We start from the raw sequence: 22,670 nt of genomic DNA, 5'->3' as shown, positions 1-22,670 counted from the left end.
GGCTGGATGCCGGCTTCGTCGCTTGAGGGTGAACCTGCGTGCTCAACGCCTCGGGCCGTAATGCCCCGGGATCCATCGGCGTCCGCCGCCGCGGTTGTCCCAGTAGCCGTCGATCCAGATGGTGCCGGTGACGACCGGGCCACCGTCTGAATAACCGTAGCCGCCGCCGTCGACGTAGCCGCGGTCATAGCCGTGATAACGATGGGCGGGGACCACGACGCAGCCGGTCAATGTCGCGACCAGCGGAGCCGCGACCAGCGCGAGCAGCAGGGGACGAAGCGTTCGCATGTGGGACCTCCAGGAAGGGGACAACATGCGTCAACAACGCGGTCCTGGAGGTCGCCGATGACCGGTCGCGCCGGACATTACCCGGCCGACAAGGAGTAACGGCCGGTGAGCAGGGCCAGCGCGGCCCGGCGGGCCCGACCGTCCCGGCCGTCCCGGCCGGGCCGAGGCCCGATCAATACGGGCCGTTCGCCAGCCAGTGTTCGAGTTGCGGCAGGCGGTCGTTGCCCCAGAAGCGTTCGCCCTCGACGATGAAGAAGGGCGAGCCGAACACGCCGCGCGCTTCCGCGAGGTCGATCTCCGCCTTCAGCCGGGCGCGCGCGGCCGTGTCGTTGGCGATGGCCTGGAGCTGATCGGGTGAGACATGCTGCGTCGCGCAGAGGTCCTGGAGCACCTCGGCCTGGGCGATGTTGCGGTCGTCGACGAAGTAGGCCCTGTAGACGGCCTGCGCGAACTTGCGGCCCTGCTCGGGATCGCGGTCGTTGAACCAGTGGAACAGGCGCGCGGCCATCTCGGTGTGCAGACCCAGCGAGGTCGGCGTGTTGTAGGGCACCTTCATGAACGCGGCGAGCCGGGTGACGTCGCGGCGAACGTAGTCGCTGCGCATGACGCTGTTGGGCACGCGGATGCGCTCCAGCGACTGGAAGTTGGCGTCCAGCACGATCGCGTGCCAGTTGACCGTGCGGCCGTACTTGGCCGCGAGCTCGTCGATGCTCTGCGCGGCGATGTAGCCGTAGGGCGAGGCGAAGTCGAAATAGAAGTCGATCGGTGCGGGCATGCGGGCTCCTGTCAAGGCGCGCGGATTGTAGGAGGGTGCCCGGGACTGGCCCGTGACGCATCGGCCGGATGGGTGAAGCGGCTACCGCATCCGTCCATCGCCCGTCAACCACCCCCGGGGGCGATGTGTCAGCGTTGTTGCCTTCCGATACAGTCATTTACTTCAGATCCCCTTGATGGGGTGCATTCCGTGAGGGATGTCACCACTCAGGGGCTGATCAGGGCAAAACCGGCGCGAGCCGGCGACGCAAAGCCTCCGGTCTCGATGCCGACTTCCCCAGGAAGTCACGACGCGAGATAGCGGGGTTGCCGTACCGGTTCTCGTCCGGTTCGTGACGCATCGCCGCTTGCCTGGCCCGTCCTGGGTCAAAAAACAACGCCAGATCAACGGCAGGCAGGGATGCAAGAGAAGCATGAAAAGCGGACGCCCGCGCGGCGGCGTCCGACCGTCGGCGTGCCGGCGGCAACCACGATCGCGATCGCCGTCGCCGTCGCCGTGTGCGCCGCCTTGTGCGCGGGCATGGAAACCGCCTGGGGCCAGGCCTTGCCCCCGGGCACCGTCGACCCCGATGCGCAGCGCCAGCTCCAGCAGCAGCGCGAGGCGCAGCAACGCCAGTCGCTCGAGCGCGAGCCGGATGTGCGCCTGCGCGCCACTGCGCCGCAGGCGCGTCCCCGGCTGCGCGACGACGAATCGCCCTGTTTCCTGATCACCCGGATCGAGCTGCGCGGCGTCGAGGGCCAGCCCCGCATGGCGCGCCAGATCGGCGCGCTCGACGGTCCGCAGGGCGACGACGCGCCGATCGGTCGCTGCCTGGGCGCCGGCAGCATCGCCACGCTGGTCACGCGGCTGCAGGACGCGCTGATCGAGGAAGGCTTCATCACCACCCGCGTGCTCGCGGCGCCGCAGGATCTGTCGACCGGCCACCTCGTGCTCACCGTCGTGCCGGGACGCGTGCATGCGATCCGCCTGCGTGAAGGCACCTCGCCGCAGGTCCGGCTCGGCAACGCGCTGCCGGTGAAGCCCGGCGACGTGCTCAACCTGCGCGACATGGAGCAGGCGCTCGAGAACCTGCAGCGCGTCCCCGGCGCGCAGGCCGACATCCAGGTCGAGCCCGCGCAGGGCACCAGCGAGCCCGGCTACAGCGACCTCGCCGTCAGCTACCAGGGCGGCCGCCAGTGGCGCTGGCAGGTCTCGCTCGACGACAGCGGCAGCGAGGCCACCGGCCGCTATCCCCTGGCGCTGACCGCGTCGCTGGACCATGCGCTGACGCTGAACGACCTCTTCTACGCGACGCTCAACCGCGATGCCGACTGGCTCGCGCGCCGCGTCGACGCCCGCGATGGGCCGCACAAGGGCACCGGCGGCCACGTGCTGCACTACTCGCTGCCGTGGGGCCATTCGCTGGTCAGCGTCACGGTCAGCCGCAGCGGTTACCGCCAGGTCGTCATCGGCGCCAACCAGACCTACGTCTACCGCGGCGCCAGCAGCAATGGCGAGCTGAAGCTGACGCGCATGCTCTGGCGCGACGGCCAGTACAAGTTCAGCGGCTACGTGAAGCTGTTCGGACGTGGTTCGCGCAACTACATCGACGACACCGAGGTCGAGGTCCAGCGTCGTCGCACCGGCGGCTGGGAAGCCGGCATCAACCTGAAGCGCAATGCCGGCGGCATCGGCAGCGAGGCCGAACTCAGCCTGAAGCGCGGCACCGGCGCCTTCCACGCGCTGGAGGCGCCCGAAGAAGCGTTCGGGGAAGCCGAGTCCCGCGTGCGTCTGCTGCAGGGCAGCTACAGCCTCAACGGCGCGCTGGCGCTGGGCAGCCGCCAGCTGCAGCTGAGCACGTCGCTGCGCGGCCAGTTCGCGCTGAACCGGCTCACGCCGCAGGACCGCTTCTCGATCGGCGGCCGTTACACGGTGCGCGGCTTCGGCAGCGACGCGTCGCTGTCCGCCGACAACGGCCTGCTCTGGCGCAACGAGGCCGAGCTGCCGCTGTCCGCGGCGCAGCAGTCGCCGGCCGTGTCGATGTACCTCGGCGTGGACGCCGGCCTGGTCGGCGGCAACGGCGCCGAGCGTCTGGCCGGCCGCCACTTGACCGGCGCCGTCATCGGGTCCCGCGTGCGCACCCAGGGCTTCTCGCTCGAGGTGTTCGCCGGCGCACCGCTATGGCAGCCGTCGCGCTTCCCTGTCGCCCGCGTCGTCGCGGGCTTCAACCTGAGCTACTCCCTCTGATCCCCGGCGGCGGTCCTGCCCGTTCCGGGGACCGTCGCTTCGATCTTCCGCCGACTCTCCGTTGACCTTCCGTGTTGACTTTCTTCCGGTGATATCGCGATGAACCGTCTCCAGTACCGAATCGTCTTCAACAAGCAACGCGGCCAGCTGATGGCCGTGGCCGAGACCGCCCTGAGCCATGTCAAGGGCGGCAGTGCCGGGGAGAGCAGCGGACCGGCCGCGCGCGCGCCGGCCAGCGCCGAGACCGTTCCCGCGGCCCCGCGCGGCCCGCCGTCGCTGCTCGCGCTGGCGGCGGCCTTCGCGATGGGGGCGGTGATCACGCTCGCGCCGGAGGCGCTCGCGCAAGTCAAGGCCGATCCGAACGCGCCCAAGGGCCAGCAGCCCACCGTGGTCAACAGCGCCAACGGCACGGTGCAGGTCAACATCCAGACGCCGAGCGCCGCCGGTGTCTCGCGCAACACCTACAGCCAGTTCGACGTCGACAAGCGCGGCGTGATCCTGAACAACGCGCGTTCCGACGTGAGCACGCAGCTCGGCGGCTTCGTGCAGGGCAACCCGTGGCTGGCCAAGGGCAGCGCGCGCGTGATCCTCAACGAGGTCAACAGCAGCGCGCCCAGCCAGCTGAAGGGCTACGTCGAGGTGGCCGGCCAGCGCGCCGAGGTCGTCATCGCGAATCCCTCGGGCATCCAGGTCGACGGCGCCGGCTTCATCAATGCCAGCGCGGCCGTGCTGACCACCGGCACCGCGCGCTTCAACGCCGATGGCAGCATCGCCGGCTACGGCGTGCAGGGGGTTGATCCGCGTGGACGGGCAGGGCCTGGACGGGTCGTCGACCGACTACACGGCGCTGCTTGCGCGCGCCGTCGAGATCAACGCCGGGATCTGGGCCAAGGACGCCCGCATCCAGACCGGCACGCAGGTGATGACGGTGGACGGGACCGGCGTCGCGGGCGGCGAATCGCTGACGCCGACGGACGAGCGTCCGCGCTACGCGCTGGACAGCACCGCGCTGGGCGGCATCTACGCGCAGCGCATCACGCTGGTGGGCACCGAGGCGGGTCTCGGCGTGCGTCAGGCGGGCCAGGTCGTCGGCGGCCAGCTGACGCTGCGCGCGGACGGCTGGCTGGACAACACCGGCACCGTCTACGCGCAGGAGGCCGATGCCAACGGCACGCCCGCGTTGACGGTGCAGTCCAGCGCGGGCGTGCGCAACGCCGGCTGGCTGGCATCGCGCGGCTCGGCCGACATCCGCGCGCCGCAGCTGACCGGCGACGCCGGCAGCGTGACCGCGGCCGGCATGAGCTCGGACGGCGCTATCGTGGCCGGCGGTGGCGGCTTGTCGCTGACCGCCGCGCAGTCGGCGAAGCAGGGCGGCCAGCTGCTGGCCGCGGACAGGCTCGCGGTGCAGGCGCCGATGCTCGACCTGGGCGGCGCGCAGGCGCAGGCCGGCTCGATCGCGCTGAGCGGTGACGTCGTCGCGGCGCGCGACGCGCTGCTGGTCGCTGGCGGCGGCGTCGAGGTCAATGGCAACACGTCCGTGGACCTGACGCGCACGCAGGTGCAGGCGAGCACGATCGCCGCGACTGCGCCGACGCTGACTGCCGACGGCGCGCAGCTGTCGGCGACCGGCACGCTGAGCCTCAAGGCGGGCGGCACGCTCAGCACCCAGGCGGCGGGCCTCGCGGGCGGGACGCTCGCCATCGCGGCGCGCGACGCCGACCTGCGTCGGGCGGAATGGCTGCAGATCGGCACCGACGCCCTGTCGGTGCGGGTCGAAGGCACGATGACCGCCGACGGCGCGCGCATCGCAAGCAACGGCGCGTCGCTGTCCATCGCGGCGGACGCCTTCAGCGCGATCGGCGCGAGCCTGGAGCAGTACGGCGCCGGCGCGTTGAGCGTCGACGGCCGATCGCTGACGCTGACCGGCGCGACCTTGTGGTCTGCCGGCGCGCTGTCGGCGACCGCGACGCAGTTGATGCTCGATGGTGCCGATGCGCAGGCGCGCTCGATCGCGCTGAAGGCCGACGGCACGCTGAGCCAGCAACGCGCGACGCTGCGCACGACCGGCACCGCGACGCTGAGCGCGGACCGCATCGACAACCGCGACGCGCGCGTCGCCGCGGACGGCGGTCTGGCCATCCAGGCCGGTTCCGGATTGAACAACGACCGCGGCGAACTGCAGGCGGCCTCGGGCGGCATTGCGATCGCCGGCCAGGCCGACATCACCAACCTGGCCGGCCTGATCGCCGCGCGCGACGGCGTGTCGATGCAGGCGCGCTCGCTCGTGCAGGCGCAAGGCGCCGCGATCGGCGGCCAGGACGTGACGCTGGCCTTGCAGGCGGAACTCCGCCAGGACGCCACCTCGACCCTCTCGGCAAGCAACCGCCTCGGCATCGACGCGCAGTCGGTCACCGCTGAAGGACAGATCCGCGCGGGCGGGGCATTGACCGTGTCGGCGCGCGAGAGCGCGACGCTGGGGGGCTCCGTCTATGGCGCACAGGTCACCGCGTCCTCGGGCGACGACCTGAACGTCACCGGCCTGCTGGCGGCGCAGCGCGAACTGAACGTCACGGCGGCGCAGCGCCTGCAGACCGGCGCCGGATCGACCGTCGCGGCCGGGCTCGGCAGCGACGGCCGCATCGGCGGCCAAGGTGCGTTGGCGATGACGGCGGGGACGACGATGACGCTCCGCGGGCAGCTGCTGGCGGTCGACGCCACCCTGAACGCCGGCGGCCTCGACCTGGGCGGTGCGCAGATCCAGGCCGTCAACGCGCTGGGCCTGAAGAGCGCTGGCGAACTGATCACCGAGGGGGCGCAGTTGAGCGCGACCTCGTTGTCGCTGCAGGCGCAGGACTGGCGCCACGCTGGCGGCCAGCTCGCGCTGAGCGGCACCGGCGATCTGTCCGTCGCGTTGACCGGCCGCCTGGACAACCGCCAGGGCGTGATCCAGACGAATGCGAAGACGGTCTCGCTGACGGCGCAATCCGTCGACAACACCGCCGGCAAGATCGCTGGCAGCGGCGATGCACTGAGCGTGCGCACCCAGTCGCTCGCCAACGAGGGCGGCATGCTGACCACCTCGGGCGATCTGAACGTCGACGCGCAACAGATCGACAACCGCGGTGGCGAGTTGAGCGGACAGGCGGTCGACCTGACCAGCCAGCGGCTCGACAACACGGGCCACGGCCTGATCGCCGCCTTGCGCGGTCTGAACGTCCGTGCCGACACGTTGACGAACGAGGGCACGCTGCAGGCGCAGGGCGATGCGACGGTCACCAGCATCGGCGCGGTGACCAACAGCGGTCTGATCCGCGCGACCGGCGCAGCCTCGATCGAGGCAGACACGCTGGCGCACACCGGCACGATCGCGGCCGGCCAGGCGCTGACCGTGCGCAGCGGTGCGATCGACAGCAGCGGCACCTTCGCCGCGGGGCTGCGGGCCGACAACACGATCGGCGCCTCGGGCGATCTGACGCTGACGGCCGATCGCACCTTGAAGCACACCGGCACGACCCTGGCCGGCGGCCTGGCGCGTCTCGATGGCGACGAACTGCAGCTGCAAGGCAGCCAGACGCAGGCGACGACCATCGTCGCGCAGGCGCACGGGGGTGACCTGCGTCTCGATCGCGCGGCGATGGTCGCCGCCGACGCCCTGGACCTGCGCGCTGACGCGGCCCTCGTCACCGAGGCCGCGCAGGTGAGCGGCGGGACGGTGAACGTCTCCGCGGCCGACTGGCGCCATGCCGGCGGCGAGATCGGCCAGACGGGCGCGACGGGGCGCCTGACGGCCTCGGTGAGCGGCACGCTGGACAACGCCGGGGCGCGCATCGCCGGCAACGGCACGGCGCTGTCGCTGAGCGCGCAGCGCCTCGACAACGTCTCCGGCCAGGTGATCCATGCCGGCGGCGCGAGCGGGGACCTGCGCATCGATGCCACGACGCTCAACGGCGCCAACGGCACGATCGCCGGGGCCGGCGGGCTGACGCTCAACCTGGGCGGCCATGCCGACCTGAGCGGCGCGCAGGCTGTCACGCAGGCAGAACGTGTGACCCTCACCGCCGGCAGCCTGGACCTGCGTGGCGCGAAGCTCCTCGCGCAGAACGCGGCGCTGCTCACCGTCACGGGCGAGCTGGACAACACCAGCGGCCTGATCCAGTCGGGCGGCAGCGTCACCGCGGCGGCGGGTTCGCTGGTCAACCGCAACGGCCAGATCGGCGGCGTCGACGTGACGCTGTCCGGTGGCGCGTTGGACAACGCGGGCCTCGGCCTGGTCGCCGCACAGCGGCGGCTGTCCGTCGATGTCGGCAGTCTCGGTAACGCCGGCACGCTGCAGGCGGGCGGCGACCTCGACCTGCGCACGACGGGTCCGCTCGACAACAGCGGGATGGTCCGCGCCTCCGGCAACGCCCAGGTGCGCGCCGACGCGCTGACGCACACCGGCACGGTCTCGGCGCAGGGATCGCTGGTCGTGGAGGCGCGCGCCATCACCAGCAGCGGCGCCTTCGCCGCGGGTCTGCGGGACGACAACACCGTCGCCGGGACGGGCGATCTGACGCTGACGGCGACCGGCCAGCTGCGCCAGAGCGGCACGACGCTGGCCGGCGGTGCGATGACACTGAACGGCGCGGAACTGGCACTGCAGGGCGGTCGCTTCCAGGCGCAACGCGTGGCGCTGAACGCGCTGACCGGCGACCTGCGCCTGGACGGCGCGGCGCTGTCGGGCGGCGAGCGTCTGGTGCTCGCCACCGCGGGTGCGTTGGACACATCCTCGGCCGCGCTGAGCGCGGGCTCGGTGTCGATCACGGCGAACGACTGGCGGAACGTCGCCGGCGACCTGGCGCAGACGGCTTCGGACGGGACGCTGGTCGTCTCGGTCGCCGGCACGCTGGACAACCAGCGCGGCGCGATCGCGGGCAACGCCCGCGATCTGACGATCGGTGCCGGTGTGCTGGACAACCGCCAGGGATCGATCGTCCACGCGGGCGAGGGCACGCTGGCGATGACCGTGTCGCGCCTGGACGGCGCGGAGGGCGAGATCCTCGCGAAGGGCGCGCTGGCGCTGCGCGCCGGCGGCGCGCTGTCGCTCGACGACGCGACCACGCAGGCCCGTCGCATCGACCTGACGGCGGGCAGCCTCAGCCACCGTGACGGTCAGCTCGTCAGTCAGACCGGCGCGGTGCTGACCGTGAGCGGCGCGGTCGACAACACGCGCGGCGTGATCCAGACCGCGGAAGACCTGCGCATCGACGCGGCCTCGCTCGACAACACCGGCGGCCAGCTGGGTGGCCGTGCGGTGCGCCTGTCGATGACCGGGGCCTTGACCAACGGCGCGCAGGGCCTGATCGCCTCGACGCAGGCGCTGACCGTCGAGGCGGGACGGCTCGACAACGCGGGCAGCCTGCAGTCGCAGGCGGCGATGGACCTGACGGTCCACGGCGCATTCTCCAATGCCGGCACCGCCTACGCACGCGGCCCGCTGACGATCACGGCCGGTGGCGTGCTGGGCAACAGCGGCCTGCTGGCCGCGCAGGGCGCGCTGTCGGCGCAGGCGGACAGCATCGCGAGCAGCGGCGGTTTCATCGCCGGCCTGAATCCGGACAACACGCTGGGCACGCAGGGCGACCTGACGCTGCGCGCGACGGGCGCGCTGCAGCAGGGCGGCCAGACCCTGGCGGCGGGCGCGATGTCGCTGAGCGGCGCGGCGCTGCAACTGCAGGACGCCAGGCTCCAGGCGAAGAGCGTCGGCCTGACGGCGACGGCGGGTGACCTCCAGCTCAATCGCGCGACGCTGGCGGCCACCGGCGCGTTGACGCTGACCAGCACCGGCGTGCTCGACACCGGCGCGGCGACGGTCTCCGGCGACGGCATCGCCGTGACGGCGCAACGCTGGTCGAACGTCGACGGCACCGTGACGCAGACGGGGCAGATCGCCGCGTTCGGTGCGACGCTGCAAGGCGCGCTCGACAACACGCGCGGCGAGATCGCCGCCGCGGGCCGCACGCTGACGATCGCGGCCGGCGCGGTGGACAACGCGCAGGGACGGATCGTGCACGCGGGTGCTGACGGCATGCGGATCGACGCCATCTCGCTGACCGGCGTGGGCGGCGAGATCCTCGGCGCGCACGCGGTGACGCTGGCGGTGACCGGCGCGGCCGACCTGAGCCGGGCGAAGACGCAAGGCGCGCAAGTCTCGATCGAGGCTGCCAGCCTGCGCCACCAAGGCGGCGAACTGCAGAGCGCCGGTGATGCGCAGCTGCGCGTCACGGGTGCGCTCGACAACACGGGCGGTGCGATCGTCGCGGGCGGTGACCTGCGAGCGCAGGCCGGCGGGCTGGACAACACCGGCGGTCAGATCGGCGCTCGTGCCGTCGACCTGACGGTCGGCACGCTGACCAACGGCGCGCAGGGCCTGATCAATGCACAAGGGGCGTTGACGGTCGGCGCGAACCAGCTGAACAACGCGGGCGCGCTGCAGTCCGGCACGGACACGCGCCTGACGGTGACCGGTGGCATGGGCAACAGCGGCGCGGTCTACGCGCAGGGCAATGCGGTCCTGAACGTGGCCAACGCGCTGGCCAACACGGGCTCGATCGGCGCGCAGGCCGCGTTGACGATCGATGCCGCCACGCTGTCGGGCACCGGCTCGCTGGCGGCGGGACTGCGTGCGGACAACATGCTGGCCGCGCAGGGCGACCTCACGGTGCGCACGACGGGCACGCTGCAGTCCGGCGGCGCGATGCTGTCGGCAGGCCGCCTGACGGTCAGCGGCCGTGAGCTTCAGCTCCAGGACAGCCGCCTCCAGGCGGCGAACGCCTCGCTGACGGCCAGCGGCGGTCCGCTGCGGCTGGACCGCGCGGCGCTGGCGAGTGCCGGCGATCTGCTGCTGGCGGGGGCGGGGCTGCTGTCCACCGACGGCGCGACGCTGAGCGGCGCGAACGTCGGCCTGACGGCGAATGACTGGCGCAACGTGGGCGGCGCATTGACGCAGGTCGGCGCGACCGGACAACTGGTCGCGACCATGAGCGGCCAGATCACCAACACCGACGGCCGCATCCAGTCCAGCGGCTCGCTGCAGCGCCTGCAGGCGCAGGCGATCGACAACGTGCGCGGCGCACTGGTCCAGGCGGGCAGCGGTCCGCTGACGCTGTCGACCGGCACGCTGAACGGCGCCGGCGGCCAGATCCTGAGCAATGGCGCGCTGACAATCGGTGCGAGCGGCGCGGTCACGCTGACGAACGCGCAGACACAAGGGTCGGGCGTGACGGTCACGGGCAGCAGCCTCGACCATCGCGGCGGCAACCTGGTGAGCACCGGCGCGGCACAGGTGACGATCGATGGCGCCATCGACAACACCGGCGGCACGCTGGCCGGCGCGGGGGCGCTCGAGGTGCGCGCGGCCAGCCTCGCCAACGGCGGCAACGGCCTGCTGCAAAGCGATTCGACGCTGCAGGCCATGCTGGCTGGCACGCTGGACAACCAGGGCGGCCGGCTGCGCAGCGGCTCGACGATGACGCTGAATGCCGGCGCCGTCGACAACCGCGGCGGCGCGGTGGGCAGCGACGGCGCGCTGACCATCACCACCGGCGGGTCGCTGCTCAACGCCAGCGGCAGCCTGCTGGCGCAGCAGGGCGTGACGCTGAACGCGGCGGCGGTCGGCAACCAGCAAGGCCGCATCGCGAGCTTGCAAGGCGGCGTGACGGTGCGCGCGCAAGGTGCGATCGACAACACGCAGGGCGCAATCCAGGCGGCGCAGACGGTGGACCTGCTGTCGACCGCGCTGACCAACCGCCAGGGCGAAGTCTCCGGCGCGACGGTCGCCATCGACACGCGCGGCCAGACGCTGGACAACACCGGCGGACGCCTGCTCGCCGCGCAGTCGCTGACGGTGGACAGCGGCACGCTGGAGAACCGCGGCGGTCTGCTGCAGTCGCTCGGCGGGCTGTCGGTGCAGACGCACGGTGCGGCGCTGAACAACACGCGCGATGCGTCGATCGTGACGCCCACAGGACTCCAAGCGCAGGGCGCGATGACGATCGCCGCGGGAGCCCTGATCAACGAGAACGGCATCAGCGCGGGCAGCTCGTCGCAGGTGACGGTGAGCCAGCTGACGAACCGGGCGGAACTGTCCGCCTCGGCGCTGGGCCTGACGGTCGGGGGCACGCTGGACAACCAGGGGGCGCGTGATCGGCGGGCAGTCGCTGAACGCGTCCGCGCAGCAGGTGCTGAACCAGGGCGGGCTGATCTACGGCGGCAACACGCTGACGCTGAACGCGGGCGGCCGCATCGACAACACCGGCACGTCCGGCAGCGGCCAGGGCATCCAGGGCGGCCACGTGACAGTGCAGGCGCAGCAGCTCGACAACGTCGGCGGCCAGGTGCTGGCCAGCGGCAACCTCGGGCTGACGATCACGCAGGCGCTGAACAACACCAGTGGCGCGCTGGGGGCATCGGGCACGCAGTCGATCGGCGACGGCGCGCAGGCGTCGGCGCTGTCGCTCAACAACGCGGGCGGCCGCATCTGGTCGGGCGACGCGATGGGCCTGAACCTGCGCGAGCTCGCCGGCGGTGTCGGCGGACAGATCAGCAGCGGCGCGGGCATGACGGTGAAGCTGGCCGGCGACTTCAGCTACGGCGCCGGCAGCCAGTTCCAGGCGGCGGGCGACATGACGCTCAACGTCTCGGGCAACTTCGGCAACCAGGGCACGCTGCGCAGCGGCGGCGCGCTGTCGATCCAGGCGGCCAACATCGACAACGCCGCCAGCGGCGAGTTGAGCGGCGTGCAGACCTTCCTCACGGCGGCGGGGCAACTCACGAACCGCGGACTGATCGACGGCGACGGCGTGGCGTTGACGGCGGATCGCGTCGTCAACATCGGCACGGGCCGAATCTACGGCGGTGACATCGTCATCGACGGCGGACAGCTGATCAACGGCGCGGAGGGCGGCGCGTCCGCCGTGATCGCCGGTCGGCGCACGCTCGATGCGGCCATGACGCGTGACATCGCCAACACCGGCGGCGCGCTGATCTTCGCGGACGGCACGCTGACGATGTCGGGCGCGAGCCTGCTCAACGAGAACTCGATCATCGAGGCGAGCAACGCGCTGGGCCTGCAGATGACCGGGGCCATCGTCAACCGGACGGTGCTGTCGGGCGTGGCCACCGGCCAGGTCTCGGGCGCCGGGTCGGGCTCGGGCGGGACCGGTGGCACCGGCGGCGCAGGTGGCGGTACGGGCAGCGACAACCACGCCAATCAGCAGATGCGGATGATGTCCGCGAATGCCGTCATCGAGGACTCGCCGCGTGAAGACGGTGGCGGCGGAGGCGGTGGCGCGGATCCGGGAACGTCGCCGGGCAGTGCCCAGTTCCTGGAAACCAAGGCCTTCATCCGCAGCGGCGGCAACATGAGCCTGATCGGAGCGACGCTGACGAACAGCGGCGCGAACATCGAGGCGCGCGGCAACCTGCTGTTGCAGGCCGGCACGATCGACAACCTCAACCCCTACCTGGCGTGGACGACCAATCCGGGTGCAACGGGGGCTTACGCGCGAGTCACGTACAAGTCGACGCAGACCATGACGCAGCAGTTCTTCGTCAACGTGCCGTTGAACGGCAAGTCGGCGAATGACGCGGTGGCGGAGTGGTCACGCTCCCACCCCAACGACACCATCGTCGGCTACACCGTGGAGGGGACGGGCGCCCTGGCGACCGTCACCCAGTCGCTGGCGGCCAACATCATCGTCGGCGGGCAACTGACTGTGATCGGCGCGAACACGATCACCAACGACATGAGCCGCGTGATCGGTTATGACGGTGTCGCGATCAGTGGCGGCAAGGTCAACAACGTCGCGCATTCGGTGCAGGTGGTCAATGCGCAGGGCGTGAGCCAGACAGCGGTGCTGGCATTGCCGTCGCAGGCGCAGTCGTTCATCCCCGATGCGCAGGGCGCGGGCGGTCGCCAGCAGGCGGACGGGGTGAGCACGGGCGGCGGCGCCTCTTCGCAGACCTCGACCGGCGCGGGCCGCGCGACGGCGGGCGGCGGCAACGGCCTGAGCGGGCTGTTCAACCGCATCACGCAGCAGATCAACCAGGGCAACGCGGCGCAACCCGGTGCACAGGGCGGCGCGCAATGGCGCAGCGGCGGTCAGCTCGTCGCGCAGGCGGTCGATGCGGGCGGTGGCGCGGGTAGCGCGGGCGCTGCGCAGGTCGAGCTCCGCAACGCGAATGCCGCGATCGTCCGTTCGGTCGACGACGCACAGGCCAGCCAGCCCGGCACGCTGGTGCAGGGCGGCGGCCAGACCGGACGTTCGGCCGTGGCGCAGGCCCTGCGCGCGGCCGCCGCCGCGCAGGCGGACGGTTCGGCGCAGGCCGACGGCAAGGCGACGACGCAGATCGGCAAGGTCACGGCCGCGTCGGCTGCCGCCTCGCAGCGTCCGGGCTCGGCGCAAGGCGTGACGTTGCGCGGGTCCGGCGCGACCTTCAACGGCAAGCCGCTGGCATTGAGCGTGCGGGTCAACCTGACGGCGCCCTCCAACAGCCTGTTCAAGACGCACAAGGAGCCGACGTCGAAGTACCTGGTCGAGACCGACCCGCGCTTCGCCAACTACCGGAACTGGCTGTCCAGCGACTTCCTGCTGGAGGCGATGGCGCTGGACCCGGCGGTGACGCAGAAGCGTCTGGGCGACGGCTTCTACGAGCAGCGCCTGGTGCGTGAGCAGATCGGCCAGCTGACCGGCACGGGCTACCTGTCGGGCTACGCGGACGACGAGTCCCAGTACCGCGCGCTGCTGACCAACGGCGCGACCTTCGCCAAGGAGCACCAGCTGGTGCCGGGCGTGGCGCTGTCGGCCGAGCAGATGTCGCAGCTCACCAGCGACCTGGTGTGGCTGGTGGAGCAGACGGTGACACTGGCGGACGGCACGACGCAGCGCGTGCTGGTGCCGCAGGTGTACCTGGTGCCTCGAGAGGGCGACCTGCTGCCGAGCGGTTCGCTGATCGCGGGCGGCCGCGTGGAGATGGCGCTGAGCGGCGACTTCAACAACGGCGGCAGCGTGCGCGGCGGGGACGTGGCCATCACGGCGCAGAACATCGCCAACACGGGAGACATGCGCGGCACGACGCTGGCGCTGAGCGCGCGGGACGACCTGCGCAACATCGGCGGCGCGTTGGCGGCCACGGGCGACATGAGCCTGACGGCGGGTCGCGACATCGTGATGGAGACGACCACCGCGAGCGGGGGACCAAGCGCGGCAACGTGACGACGACGGCGACGGTGCTGGATCAGGTGGCCTCGCTGAGCGCGGGCGGCGTGATGGTGGTGCAGGCCGGACGCGACGTGACGATGCAGGCGGTGCAGATCACGCAGGGCGGGGCGGACGGCGCGGGCGCGGACGGCGGCGTGCTGATCCAGGCGGGCCGCGACCTGTCGCTGACGACGGTGCAGACCTCGAGCTCGCGCGACGAGATCAAGAACGCCAACAACTACAAGAAGGAGAGCCAGCGCCAGGACGTGGGCACGGCGCTGCAGGCGGAGGGCGAGATCCTGCTGAAGGCGGGGCAGGACCTGACGGCCACGGCGGCGCAGATCGCCAGCGCGCAGGGCGCGGTGACGCTGGATGCGAAGCGCGATGTGCAGCTGCTCGCGGGCGAGGCGAACTCGGTCGTCGAGGAGATGACGCAGAAGACCAAGAAGAGCCTGTTCAAGAAGAAGACGGTCACGACCTACAACAAGACCGACGAGACGACGGCGATCGGCACGACGGTGTCGGGCGACACGGTGAACATCGTGTCGGGCCGGGACATCACGCTGGCCGCGGCGCAGGCGGTGTCGGACAACGGCACGAAGCTGATCGCGGACCGCGACATCACCATCGACGGCGTGACGAACTCGGTGGACACCGAGCAGTTCAAGAAGACGGTGAAGTCGGGGCTGTTCAGCGGCGGCGGGATCGGGGTGACGATCGGCAAGCAGGCGCTGTCGCAGGCGACGAAGTCGACGCAGGAGACCAACCAGGGCTCGATGGTGGGCAGCGTCAACGGCGACGTGGACATCGTCGCGGGCGGCAAGTACAAGCAGACCGGCTCGGAGGTGCAGGCGCCGGGCGGCAACGTGACGATCCAGGCCAAGTCGATCGAGGTGCTGGAGGCGCGGAACCAGTCGGCGCAGGACAGCGAGACCAAGTTCAAGCAGAGCGGCGTGACGCTGGCGCTGAGCGTTCCCGGCATCAGCACCGCGATGGACGCGGGCAAGGCGGCGGAGCACGTCACGCAGACGCAGGATGACCGCATGAAGGCGCTGGCGGCGGCCACGGCGATCTCCAAGGCGATGCAGGCGGTCGATGAGATCAAGAAGCTCGCCGCTGCGGCGACGACTGCCAACGAGAACGCCGGCATCCGCCTCAGCCTGACGGTGGGCAGCTCGCAGAGCAAGAGCACGCAGCACAACGAGTCCGACCAGGCGGCGAGCAGCGCGATCTCGGCGGGCAAGAACCTCAGCCTGATCGCGACCGGTGGTGGTGCGGACTCGAACGTGACGGTGCGCGGCAGCGCGCTGACGGGCCAGGACGTGCTGATCAAGGCGGACAACGCGATCAACCTGCTGGCCGCGCAGAATTCGAGCGAGCAGCACAGCAAGGACAGCAGCACCAGCGCGTCGGTGGGCATCGGCGTCACGCTCGGCAAGCAGAACAGCCTGGGCTTCACGGCCTCGGCCAGCGTGTCCAAGGGCAACTCCGACGGCACGGACAACTACTTCACGACGACGCAGGTCACGGGCGGCAGCTCGGTGAAGCTGGTGTCCGGCGGCGACACGACGCTGCAAGGCGCGGTGGTGAGCGGTCCGAAGGTGGGCGTCGATGTCGGCGGCAACCTGAAGATCGAGAGCCTGCAGGACACGGCCAAGTTCGACAGCAAGAGCATGAGCGCCGGCGGCAGCGTGACCATCGGCTACGGCTCGAGCGCCAGCGGCAACTTCAGCCAGTCGAAGGTCACCGCAGACTTCGCGGCGGTCGGCGAGCAGGCGGGCATCCGCGCGGGGGACGGCGGCTTCCAGGTGAACGTGAAGGGCAACACCGACCTGAAGGGTGGTGCGATCACGAGCAGCCAGGCGGCGATCGATGCGGGCAACAACAGCCTGAGCACAGGCACGCTGACGACGAGCGACATCGAGAACCGCAGCCAGTTCAAGGCGAGCGCGGTGATGGTGAGCGCGGGCACGGGTGGCGGCATGGCCGGTGCGTTCAAGGACAGCGGCGATGACCGCAGCACGACGCGCAGCACGATCAGTGCGGGTGCGACGACGATCACCACTGGCGATGCGGCGAGCCAGGCCGCGCTGGAGAAGCTGGACCGCGGCGCGACCAACGATGCGACGGCGGGCAAGCTGGCGCAAGGCTGGAACGGGCAGGAGCTGGCACAGCAGGCGAAGCTCAACGCGCAGATCGTGGCGGAGTTCGGGGCGCAGGCGGCGAAGGAGATTGCCGGACAGCTGGACAAGAAGGCCAAGCAACTGCGGTCTGAAGGCAAGGTTGACGAGGCTAGGAAGTATGAAGAAGGCGGGGAGTACAGAGTTGCTGCCCATGCGGTGGTGGGCGCACTCACCGGTGATCTTGGCGGCGCGCTTGGCGCTGCCGCAAGCGCATCAGTTGCCGATCGCCTGAATGGCCTTCAAACCACGCTTGAGCAGAAGCTTGTCAACGCCGGGCTCGGCCCGGATGAAGACGGGAACAACGATTGGGCAAGTGGCCTTGCAAAGCTGGCGACCGGTGCATTGGCAACCGGGATCGGGGCTGCCGCAGGCGGAGGATTCAACGGGGCAGCAGCAGGTCTGAACCAGGACTTCAACAATCGGCAACTGCACCCCAACGAACGGATGCTGATTGCGGCGTTGGCGGAGAAGAAGGCCAAGGAGTTCTGTGGAAGCAATCCCACCTGCGACTCGAACGTCTATGCGGCCACACTCGCTGACGCCATGCAGCGGGTGGCAGAAGCGCGTGTCGATTCGGAAAAGGCGAGCGAAACCAAGGCCTACTTCGCTGAACTCTCCGCCATTGCGGCGAAGAACCCTTCAAGCGTCGCGGCGTTGGGAGGACTTGAGTCTTATAACGCGCTGCTGCAGGAAGCGAGGACGCTGCTCGATCCGTATGTTGGCAAGACCATTGTGGTGAATGGCAAGGCTCAAACACTGAGTGGATCCGTCCAGACTTACTTCCAGGCAACAGAGACTCAGCGGGACAACGCCTATGGCAACACGCTTGGTTTCAAGCCAACCGAGTCGGTCATTGCTGGAATGGCGTTGCGAGATGAAAAGCGTCAGGAGGGACTACAGGCACAACTGGGTGCGGCCGTTCCCGACACAATAATTGAGGAAACGTTGCTTGGCGGGGCCTTGGAAAAACGGGTCTCCAGTTCAGTTGGACGATTCTTGGGTGCGCTAGGAAAAACTCCCTTGAAGGTGGGGGGCGAGGTCGTCGACACCGAAATCTCTCTTGTAGTGAATAAGATCGGTGCGGCAGGAACGTCAGGAACAAATCCGCTGAAGGCGGATAGAATAAATAGGAATACATCTCGAGAGTTGCTTGATCAAGGGGCGGGAACTATTACTTGTGGTCAAAATTCCTGCGGCATGGTTCTCGATACTTTTGGGAAAAAGATTGATGTCGCTGATCTCATTGCAAAAATCCCGCCAAGACCGCAGGATGGAGGTATTACCGGTCAAGAAGTTGCGTCTCTGTTTAGGTCGCAGGGTATCGATGCTGTGCGAGTTATCCCTCGGGATATCGATGATCTGGCTCGGTTTACGAAAGATGGTACCCCTGTCATTGCTAGAATTGCACGCGGTGACGACTACTCGCACTTTGTGGTCGTCGACGGAGTTACTACTAGAAATGGCGTTAAAGTAGTTGCGATCCGAGATCCAGATGGCGGTGAAGCATATTTCAGTCCCATCACGACTTTTAAGAAATACTTTACAGGTGAGGTTGTCTTGCCTAAGAAGGGGAAATAATGAATTCGGCTAATTTAACGCTTGAGATGATTTTTCCTGATGACTTGCTTCATCAGTCATTCATCGGATTGCCAAATATCCCTTGCGTCTGCAGACTCGATGCGTCGGGCTTCGAGATTCGAATCATTGAGCCGTTGCCTTGCTTGACCGGGGTGCTGAAAGGGTGGGAGAGAAGTAAGTTGGAACTTCGCGCTCCAATGTCGACAGGCGGCGCGGTATCGTACAACTGCCATGGGCAGATAAGTATTGAACTGACCGCGCCAGGTGTGTTCAATGTAAAAGACTTTTCTTTGTTCATTCGTGCGTTTCCCGGATGGTTTCCAATCGTTCGGGCGGGGACGTGGGCTGAGCCGGTGTGCATGAATACTCCAGAAGAGCTACAGTTACTTGCAGAGATTGAAGCTGGCCTGATGGCCCGATCTGGAAAGAAAAAGCGAGGCCAGTAAACTGATTTTTTTGGAGGGGTATAGGGTAAGTAATGCCAAGCCATTCATTTATTGAATGAGGTGCGGCAGAGGCCAAAGTCAAGTCGGAAGACCGCGGTTGAACCAGCGCCGGATGCCGCGTCCTTGTTATTTTTTGATTTTCTGGAATAGGGAATCTTAAAGGCCGGCCGGTGGAGGCAGTGAAATCAAGATAAAATTTTTCCCAGGCAGGCTGAAGAATTTTCAAAATCGGACTGATGGAGGCTGGGATTTGCTTCGCTGATAGCTTGTATTACGACCCTGAAAGGCCTGTTGAAAAAGAAGATTGTCACGAAACACTCAACATCGTCAAAAGAATGAGGTGCTTTGGAGGCAAGCCGATGGACCATTCTGCATATATTGCCAAGGGCGTTGAGCACCCGTGAACCATCGGCGAACGCGATCACCCATCTGCGGAACGGAACTGGTTCAAGAGAGGGATGCCTCCGGAGCATTGCTTCATCTGCCGCCGCGCAAGCGCTTCTGGCGTGGTTCCAGCATCGCGATTTGCCGAAGATGCCAACGGGAAGAGCTACTCAAAGTTCTTTCCAAATGAGGCGCCAAAATGAGCATTGAAAAGCAAGTTGAACTGCTGAATGAACTTGTGCAGGTTATGCATAATTGTGCAGCCGAAGGATATGAGGAAATGACTTGCTTGTTTAGGATAAATAATCCCGATGGCTCTTGGTCGATAGATACTGAATTCTCTTTCGTTCGGAACGGTGAGGATGTTAGTGCGTTCCTGCGAGATCCCAAGAATCGCATGATTCTCAATGTTCGTGAACTGCACTAATTAATGAAAACCCAAACCGGCGGAAGTTGGAACGCGTTTGAACTGTCGGTTGGCCCTGGTGGAAAAGCCAAGACGAAATTTATATATTAAGCATGTGGGCGAGAAAGTGATTCGAGTCGGCACGCCGATCTGCCTTACGTGAAGCGGCCGGTGACCATACGCGACCATTTATGCCAAGCTGGCTTGGAGCGCAGGTTGCGAACTGAATATCGATACCCCGTGAATCCCCGGCGACTGATTTCCGGTGTGGCCTTGTTCTATTACGAAGATTTCTGGTTATTCATGCAGAGTTCCGACATCTGGATGCCGCTTGAAGGCGAATGGGCGGCGCGGTCCCCAGTGAGGGGGTGAAATAGCTGGAGGCCACGAAAAGTCTCCATTGATTTCGGTCGGCCAGCTGGAGAGGGGTATATGGCGAACACGCCAGCTAATCAGGCGAATGGCATTGTTTGGCGAATATCGGGGGGCGAAAGTGTTGTTGTTAATATTGATCGAGTGACAGGAAAGGCATATACATCATTCCCTGAAATAAAATTTGGGATAAAGATGCCAGATCCAAGAGGGGATAGGCCTTGAAGGCAATTTCACTTCGCCATGCTGAGTTAATAATGCTGCCATTCTCTGAAGAGGAGGCTGAGCATTATGGGTACGATCAGGAACTCTTTTCATTGAATCTCTCGGACACGGGGCAAGCGCAGATTGCTATAAGGAAATGGTTGCTCCCGCAAGTCGACAACTGGAGTGCAGAAGGACGCGAGTTGAGGCGAGAGGCCGCGAGGATTTGTATAAGTCAAGGTGTTGCATTCAGCGACTTTTGGCTTCCAGGAATCGATGATCGATGGAAGTGGACCGGCGACGTAGAAGAGCACTCCAGGAATCTCTCATTATTTCAACGGCAGGTATGGGAGAGCCTGTTTGGAGAATCGTATCTGGCATACTCTCTTGACCGTTATTTGCTTCGAATTGATAGAGGATTTGAACGATATCCTGATTCGCCTGCTCTTTGGACTCCCCCGGTGTATTCTGAATGGTCTTCAAATTTCAATGGTGATGGCAGATCTCCATAAATCGTGGAGATTGGCTTCTGGTGCGACTTTTCTCTGTCCCTGGTGACATTCCTTGGTTGCCAGGCATTACTGGCACTCCATGAAGTGGTTTCATGAAACCGCTCGGCTACCCCGCGATTGGGGAACGGACCGGAAATTTCAGAATTCATTGAGACCATCGTCAAGGTCGACGAATTGAGGGTTTGGAGTTGGGCCGCGATGGGCGCCCAGATGACCGGCGCGCAGGGTGCCTATCGTGTCGATGCCGACGGCGTTTGGCTGTACGTCGTTTTCGATGACATTGGGTCGGCCATCGCAGTCTGAGCGCCTGAACGCGTTGACCTGGGAGCGGGAGGGGCTTAAAGCGCCTGATCGATGTTTCAGGTCGATTCGGCAATCATGTGGGGGATTGAAGGGTGAATAATGGCGAACCAAATTAATCTTGATGGGGATCCTGTTAGATATCCACTGGTTTCCATGCCGTATCGCACCAGTAGATTTGGTCCTTTGTCAGTCTCGCTCCTTCGAATTTTGGCAGGGCCGGATGGCTACTTCACCCAAGGCAACATTCGTGACCATATGAATCGATTGTTGAATCTGAAGGTTCCATTTTGCGGGCCGGATGGTTACGAGGTGGGGCATTGGGATAGCAAGTTTTCGGTGCTAGATGATCCGGCGTTCGAGACTTTGGAGCGGGAGGCGCTTCGGATGGGTTCTCCCACCACAGGAAGCTTTTATGCTTGGCTCGATTCGCATGGGTGGGACTACGATCCAAGACTGGTGATTTATAACGGTGACGAGTTCCGGGCTATATTTCTGGATGCTTGCATTAATCTGTGCAAGGAGTGGCCGCACTTGGAGTCTGAATATTTGGAGGCTCTTGATGAGATGGGGCTCCTTCAGCGATAGGGGCACTCGATCGGAACGGACATGAACTTCGAATGCGAAAGCAAAGCGCCGATCTCGGAGCCCGAGGACATTCAGATTCGTCGCGCCATCGCGGGACTGAAGAGCTACGGCAAGTCGACGTTTGCCTCGATCACCGATGAACAGGGCAACTACGTGCAGGTCCTCGGCGGCGGGGTGACCTGCCTGTTGGAGTACTTCAATGCCGAGACCACAGTCCGGTTGCGTGGGGTGACGAATGTCGCCAATCCTGTGTTCCCCGATGGCACTGTCTTGGTGGTGCGCGGTCAGCATATTCCGATGCGGTCCGATGAATGGTTTCGCTTCGATCTGGTGGCCGATGTGTTTTGCGCCTTTCGCGCGCGGCGCGCGTTCCCGTTCGATGTTCAATGGCGTCCGGCACCGGGTTTTTAGGGCTGTGATGATGAAGAATTTCCATCTGTCCTGGACTGGCGGCAATGAGCCGTCGCCGACTTCGAACAAAGTTTGTAGACGTGTCCGCGCCGCATTGCTGACCGGTGGCGTTGTGACACTTGATTCCGACGATGATCTTGACCGCTCACGAAGTCTGCAAGTCAGAGTGGAGATCGGCCCAGCCTTCTCTCCTTATCTGAAGTTCCGGGGGAAATAGTGACCTTCACAGCCTGCGAGTTCTCGATTTGCTGTTCCGTTGTCGACTTGATCGTCGAAGTCAACGAGCAGCTACGTCCTGAGCCGGAACTCGCCGGGTTGCTTTCAGATGCGCGGATAGAACTCGATCTAGTCGCGCTCTGTAATTACTACCTTGACGAATTGCGCCTTGGCGGCGGGGATGTGCTCGTTTTTCGATCTTCGGCACACGCGGGCGAACTGATCGCCATCGACCTGTTCAGGGAGCCGCAGGATCAGTTGGATCTGATTTACATCGCTTATGTCTGTGATCCTTCCAGACGCTCGGTGGTCTCTTCCGGCTTGCTGCGATTCTTCCAAGGCTGCCGGACGCAGGTCTCGTACCAGATGTCGGTCCATCACGAGTTCGTCCGGAAGATGCTCGATGTGCGCTCCTACCCGCGGCTCCGCGAGAAGGGTTATCGGCAGAAGCTGCTGAACAACCCCGTGCTGTCCGACGGCAAACTGGTCGGTTGAAAGAGGAAGTTGCGTGGAAGTTCAATGCCCGCGACGGACCTGAAAC

10 protein-coding genes, 2 pseudogenes and 1 riboswitch are annotated in these 22,670 nt (G+C 66.5%); of the genes and pseudogenes, 10 read left to right on the top strand and 2 right to left on the bottom strand.

Annotated elements, in window-relative coordinates; genetic code table 11:
• Positions 1-42 precede the first annotated feature (42 nt).
• Positions 43-288 (bottom strand): hypothetical protein, encoded by a 246-nt coding sequence (locus ACQ859_RS23565; RefSeq protein WP_431263020.1) that lies wholly within the window; start codon positions 286-288, stop codon positions 43-45.
• Between the two features lie 172 nt (positions 289-460).
• Complete coding sequence (locus tag ACQ859_RS23560; RefSeq protein WP_431263019.1) at positions 461-1,063, bottom strand: 2-hydroxychromene-2-carboxylate isomerase; 603 nt, start codon at positions 1,061-1,063, stop codon at positions 461-463.
• A 211-nt stretch (positions 1,064-1,274) separates the two neighbouring features.
• Positions 1,275-1,376: riboswitch (cyclic di-GMP riboswitch) on the top strand.
• 86 nt (positions 1,377-1,462) lie between these two features.
• On the opposite strand from ACQ859_RS23560, the gene ACQ859_RS23555 reads away from it, so the two are divergent.
• The 10 genes and pseudogenes from ACQ859_RS23555 to ACQ859_RS23510 all read left to right on the top strand — a co-directional run bounded on the left by ACQ859_RS23555 (position 1,463) and on the right by ACQ859_RS23510 (position 22,624).
• Positions 1,463-3,289, top strand: coding sequence for a ShlB/FhaC/HecB family hemolysin secretion/activation protein (locus ACQ859_RS23555; RefSeq protein ID WP_431263018.1), 1,827 nt, complete (start codon positions 1,463-1,465; stop codon positions 3,287-3,289).
• A gap of 99 nt (positions 3,290-3,388) precedes the next feature.
• A complete protein-coding gene (locus ACQ859_RS23550; protein ID WP_431263017.1) occupies positions 3,389-4,759 on the top strand; it encodes a filamentous hemagglutinin N-terminal domain-containing protein in 1,371 nt (456 codons plus the stop codon).
• Positions 4,704-11,252, top strand: a pseudogene (locus ACQ859_RS23545) (hypothetical protein); the annotation flags it as partial. The gene ACQ859_RS23550 and the pseudogene ACQ859_RS23545, both read left to right, overlap by 56 nt.
• 217 nt (positions 11,253-11,469) lie before the next feature.
• Positions 11,470-11,598 (top strand): annotated as a pseudogene (locus tag ACQ859_RS23540) (hypothetical protein); the annotation flags it as partial.
• A 24-nt stretch (positions 11,599-11,622) separates the two neighbouring features.
• Positions 11,623-14,544 (top strand): hypothetical protein, encoded by a 2,922-nt coding sequence (locus ACQ859_RS23535; RefSeq protein WP_431266637.1) that lies wholly within the window; start codon positions 11,623-11,625, stop codon positions 14,542-14,544.
• Positions 14,541-18,290 carry a hemagglutinin repeat-containing protein gene (locus ACQ859_RS23530; RefSeq protein ID WP_431263016.1) on the top strand — a complete coding sequence of 1,250 codons (3,750 nt, stop codon included), beginning with the start codon at positions 14,541-14,543 and terminating at the stop codon, positions 18,288-18,290. Before ACQ859_RS23535 ends, ACQ859_RS23530 begins: the two co-directional genes overlap by 4 nt.
• The gene (locus ACQ859_RS23525) at positions 18,290-18,736 is read left to right on the top strand and encodes a hypothetical protein (protein ID WP_431263015.1); all 447 of its coding nucleotides are present in this window, start codon (positions 18,290-18,292) and stop codon (positions 18,734-18,736) included. The genes ACQ859_RS23530 and ACQ859_RS23525 overlap by 1 nt, the downstream gene beginning before the upstream one ends.
• 2,334 nt (positions 18,737-21,070) lie before the next feature.
• On the top strand, positions 21,071-21,502 hold the full coding sequence (locus ACQ859_RS23520; RefSeq protein ID WP_431263014.1) for a hypothetical protein: 432 nt from the start codon (positions 21,071-21,073) through the stop codon (positions 21,500-21,502).
• Positions 21,503-21,523: 21 nt separating this feature from the next.
• Positions 21,524-21,913, top strand: a complete 390-nt coding sequence (locus tag ACQ859_RS23515; RefSeq protein ID WP_431263013.1) for a hypothetical protein — start codon at positions 21,524-21,526, stop codon at positions 21,911-21,913.
• A 264-nt stretch (positions 21,914-22,177) separates the two neighbouring features.
• Complete coding sequence (locus ACQ859_RS23510; protein ID WP_431263012.1) at positions 22,178-22,624, top strand: hypothetical protein; 447 nt, start codon at positions 22,178-22,180, stop codon at positions 22,622-22,624.
• The last annotated feature ends 46 nt before the right edge of the window (positions 22,625-22,670 follow it).

The organism is Roseateles chitinivorans, assembly GCF_050632235.1.
Taxonomy (GTDB): Bacteria; Pseudomonadota; Gammaproteobacteria; order Burkholderiales; family Burkholderiaceae_C; genus Roseateles; species Roseateles chitinivorans_A.
Note: the sequence above shows the minus strand (reverse complement) of the source record. Positions and strands in the feature narration are given on the sequence as shown.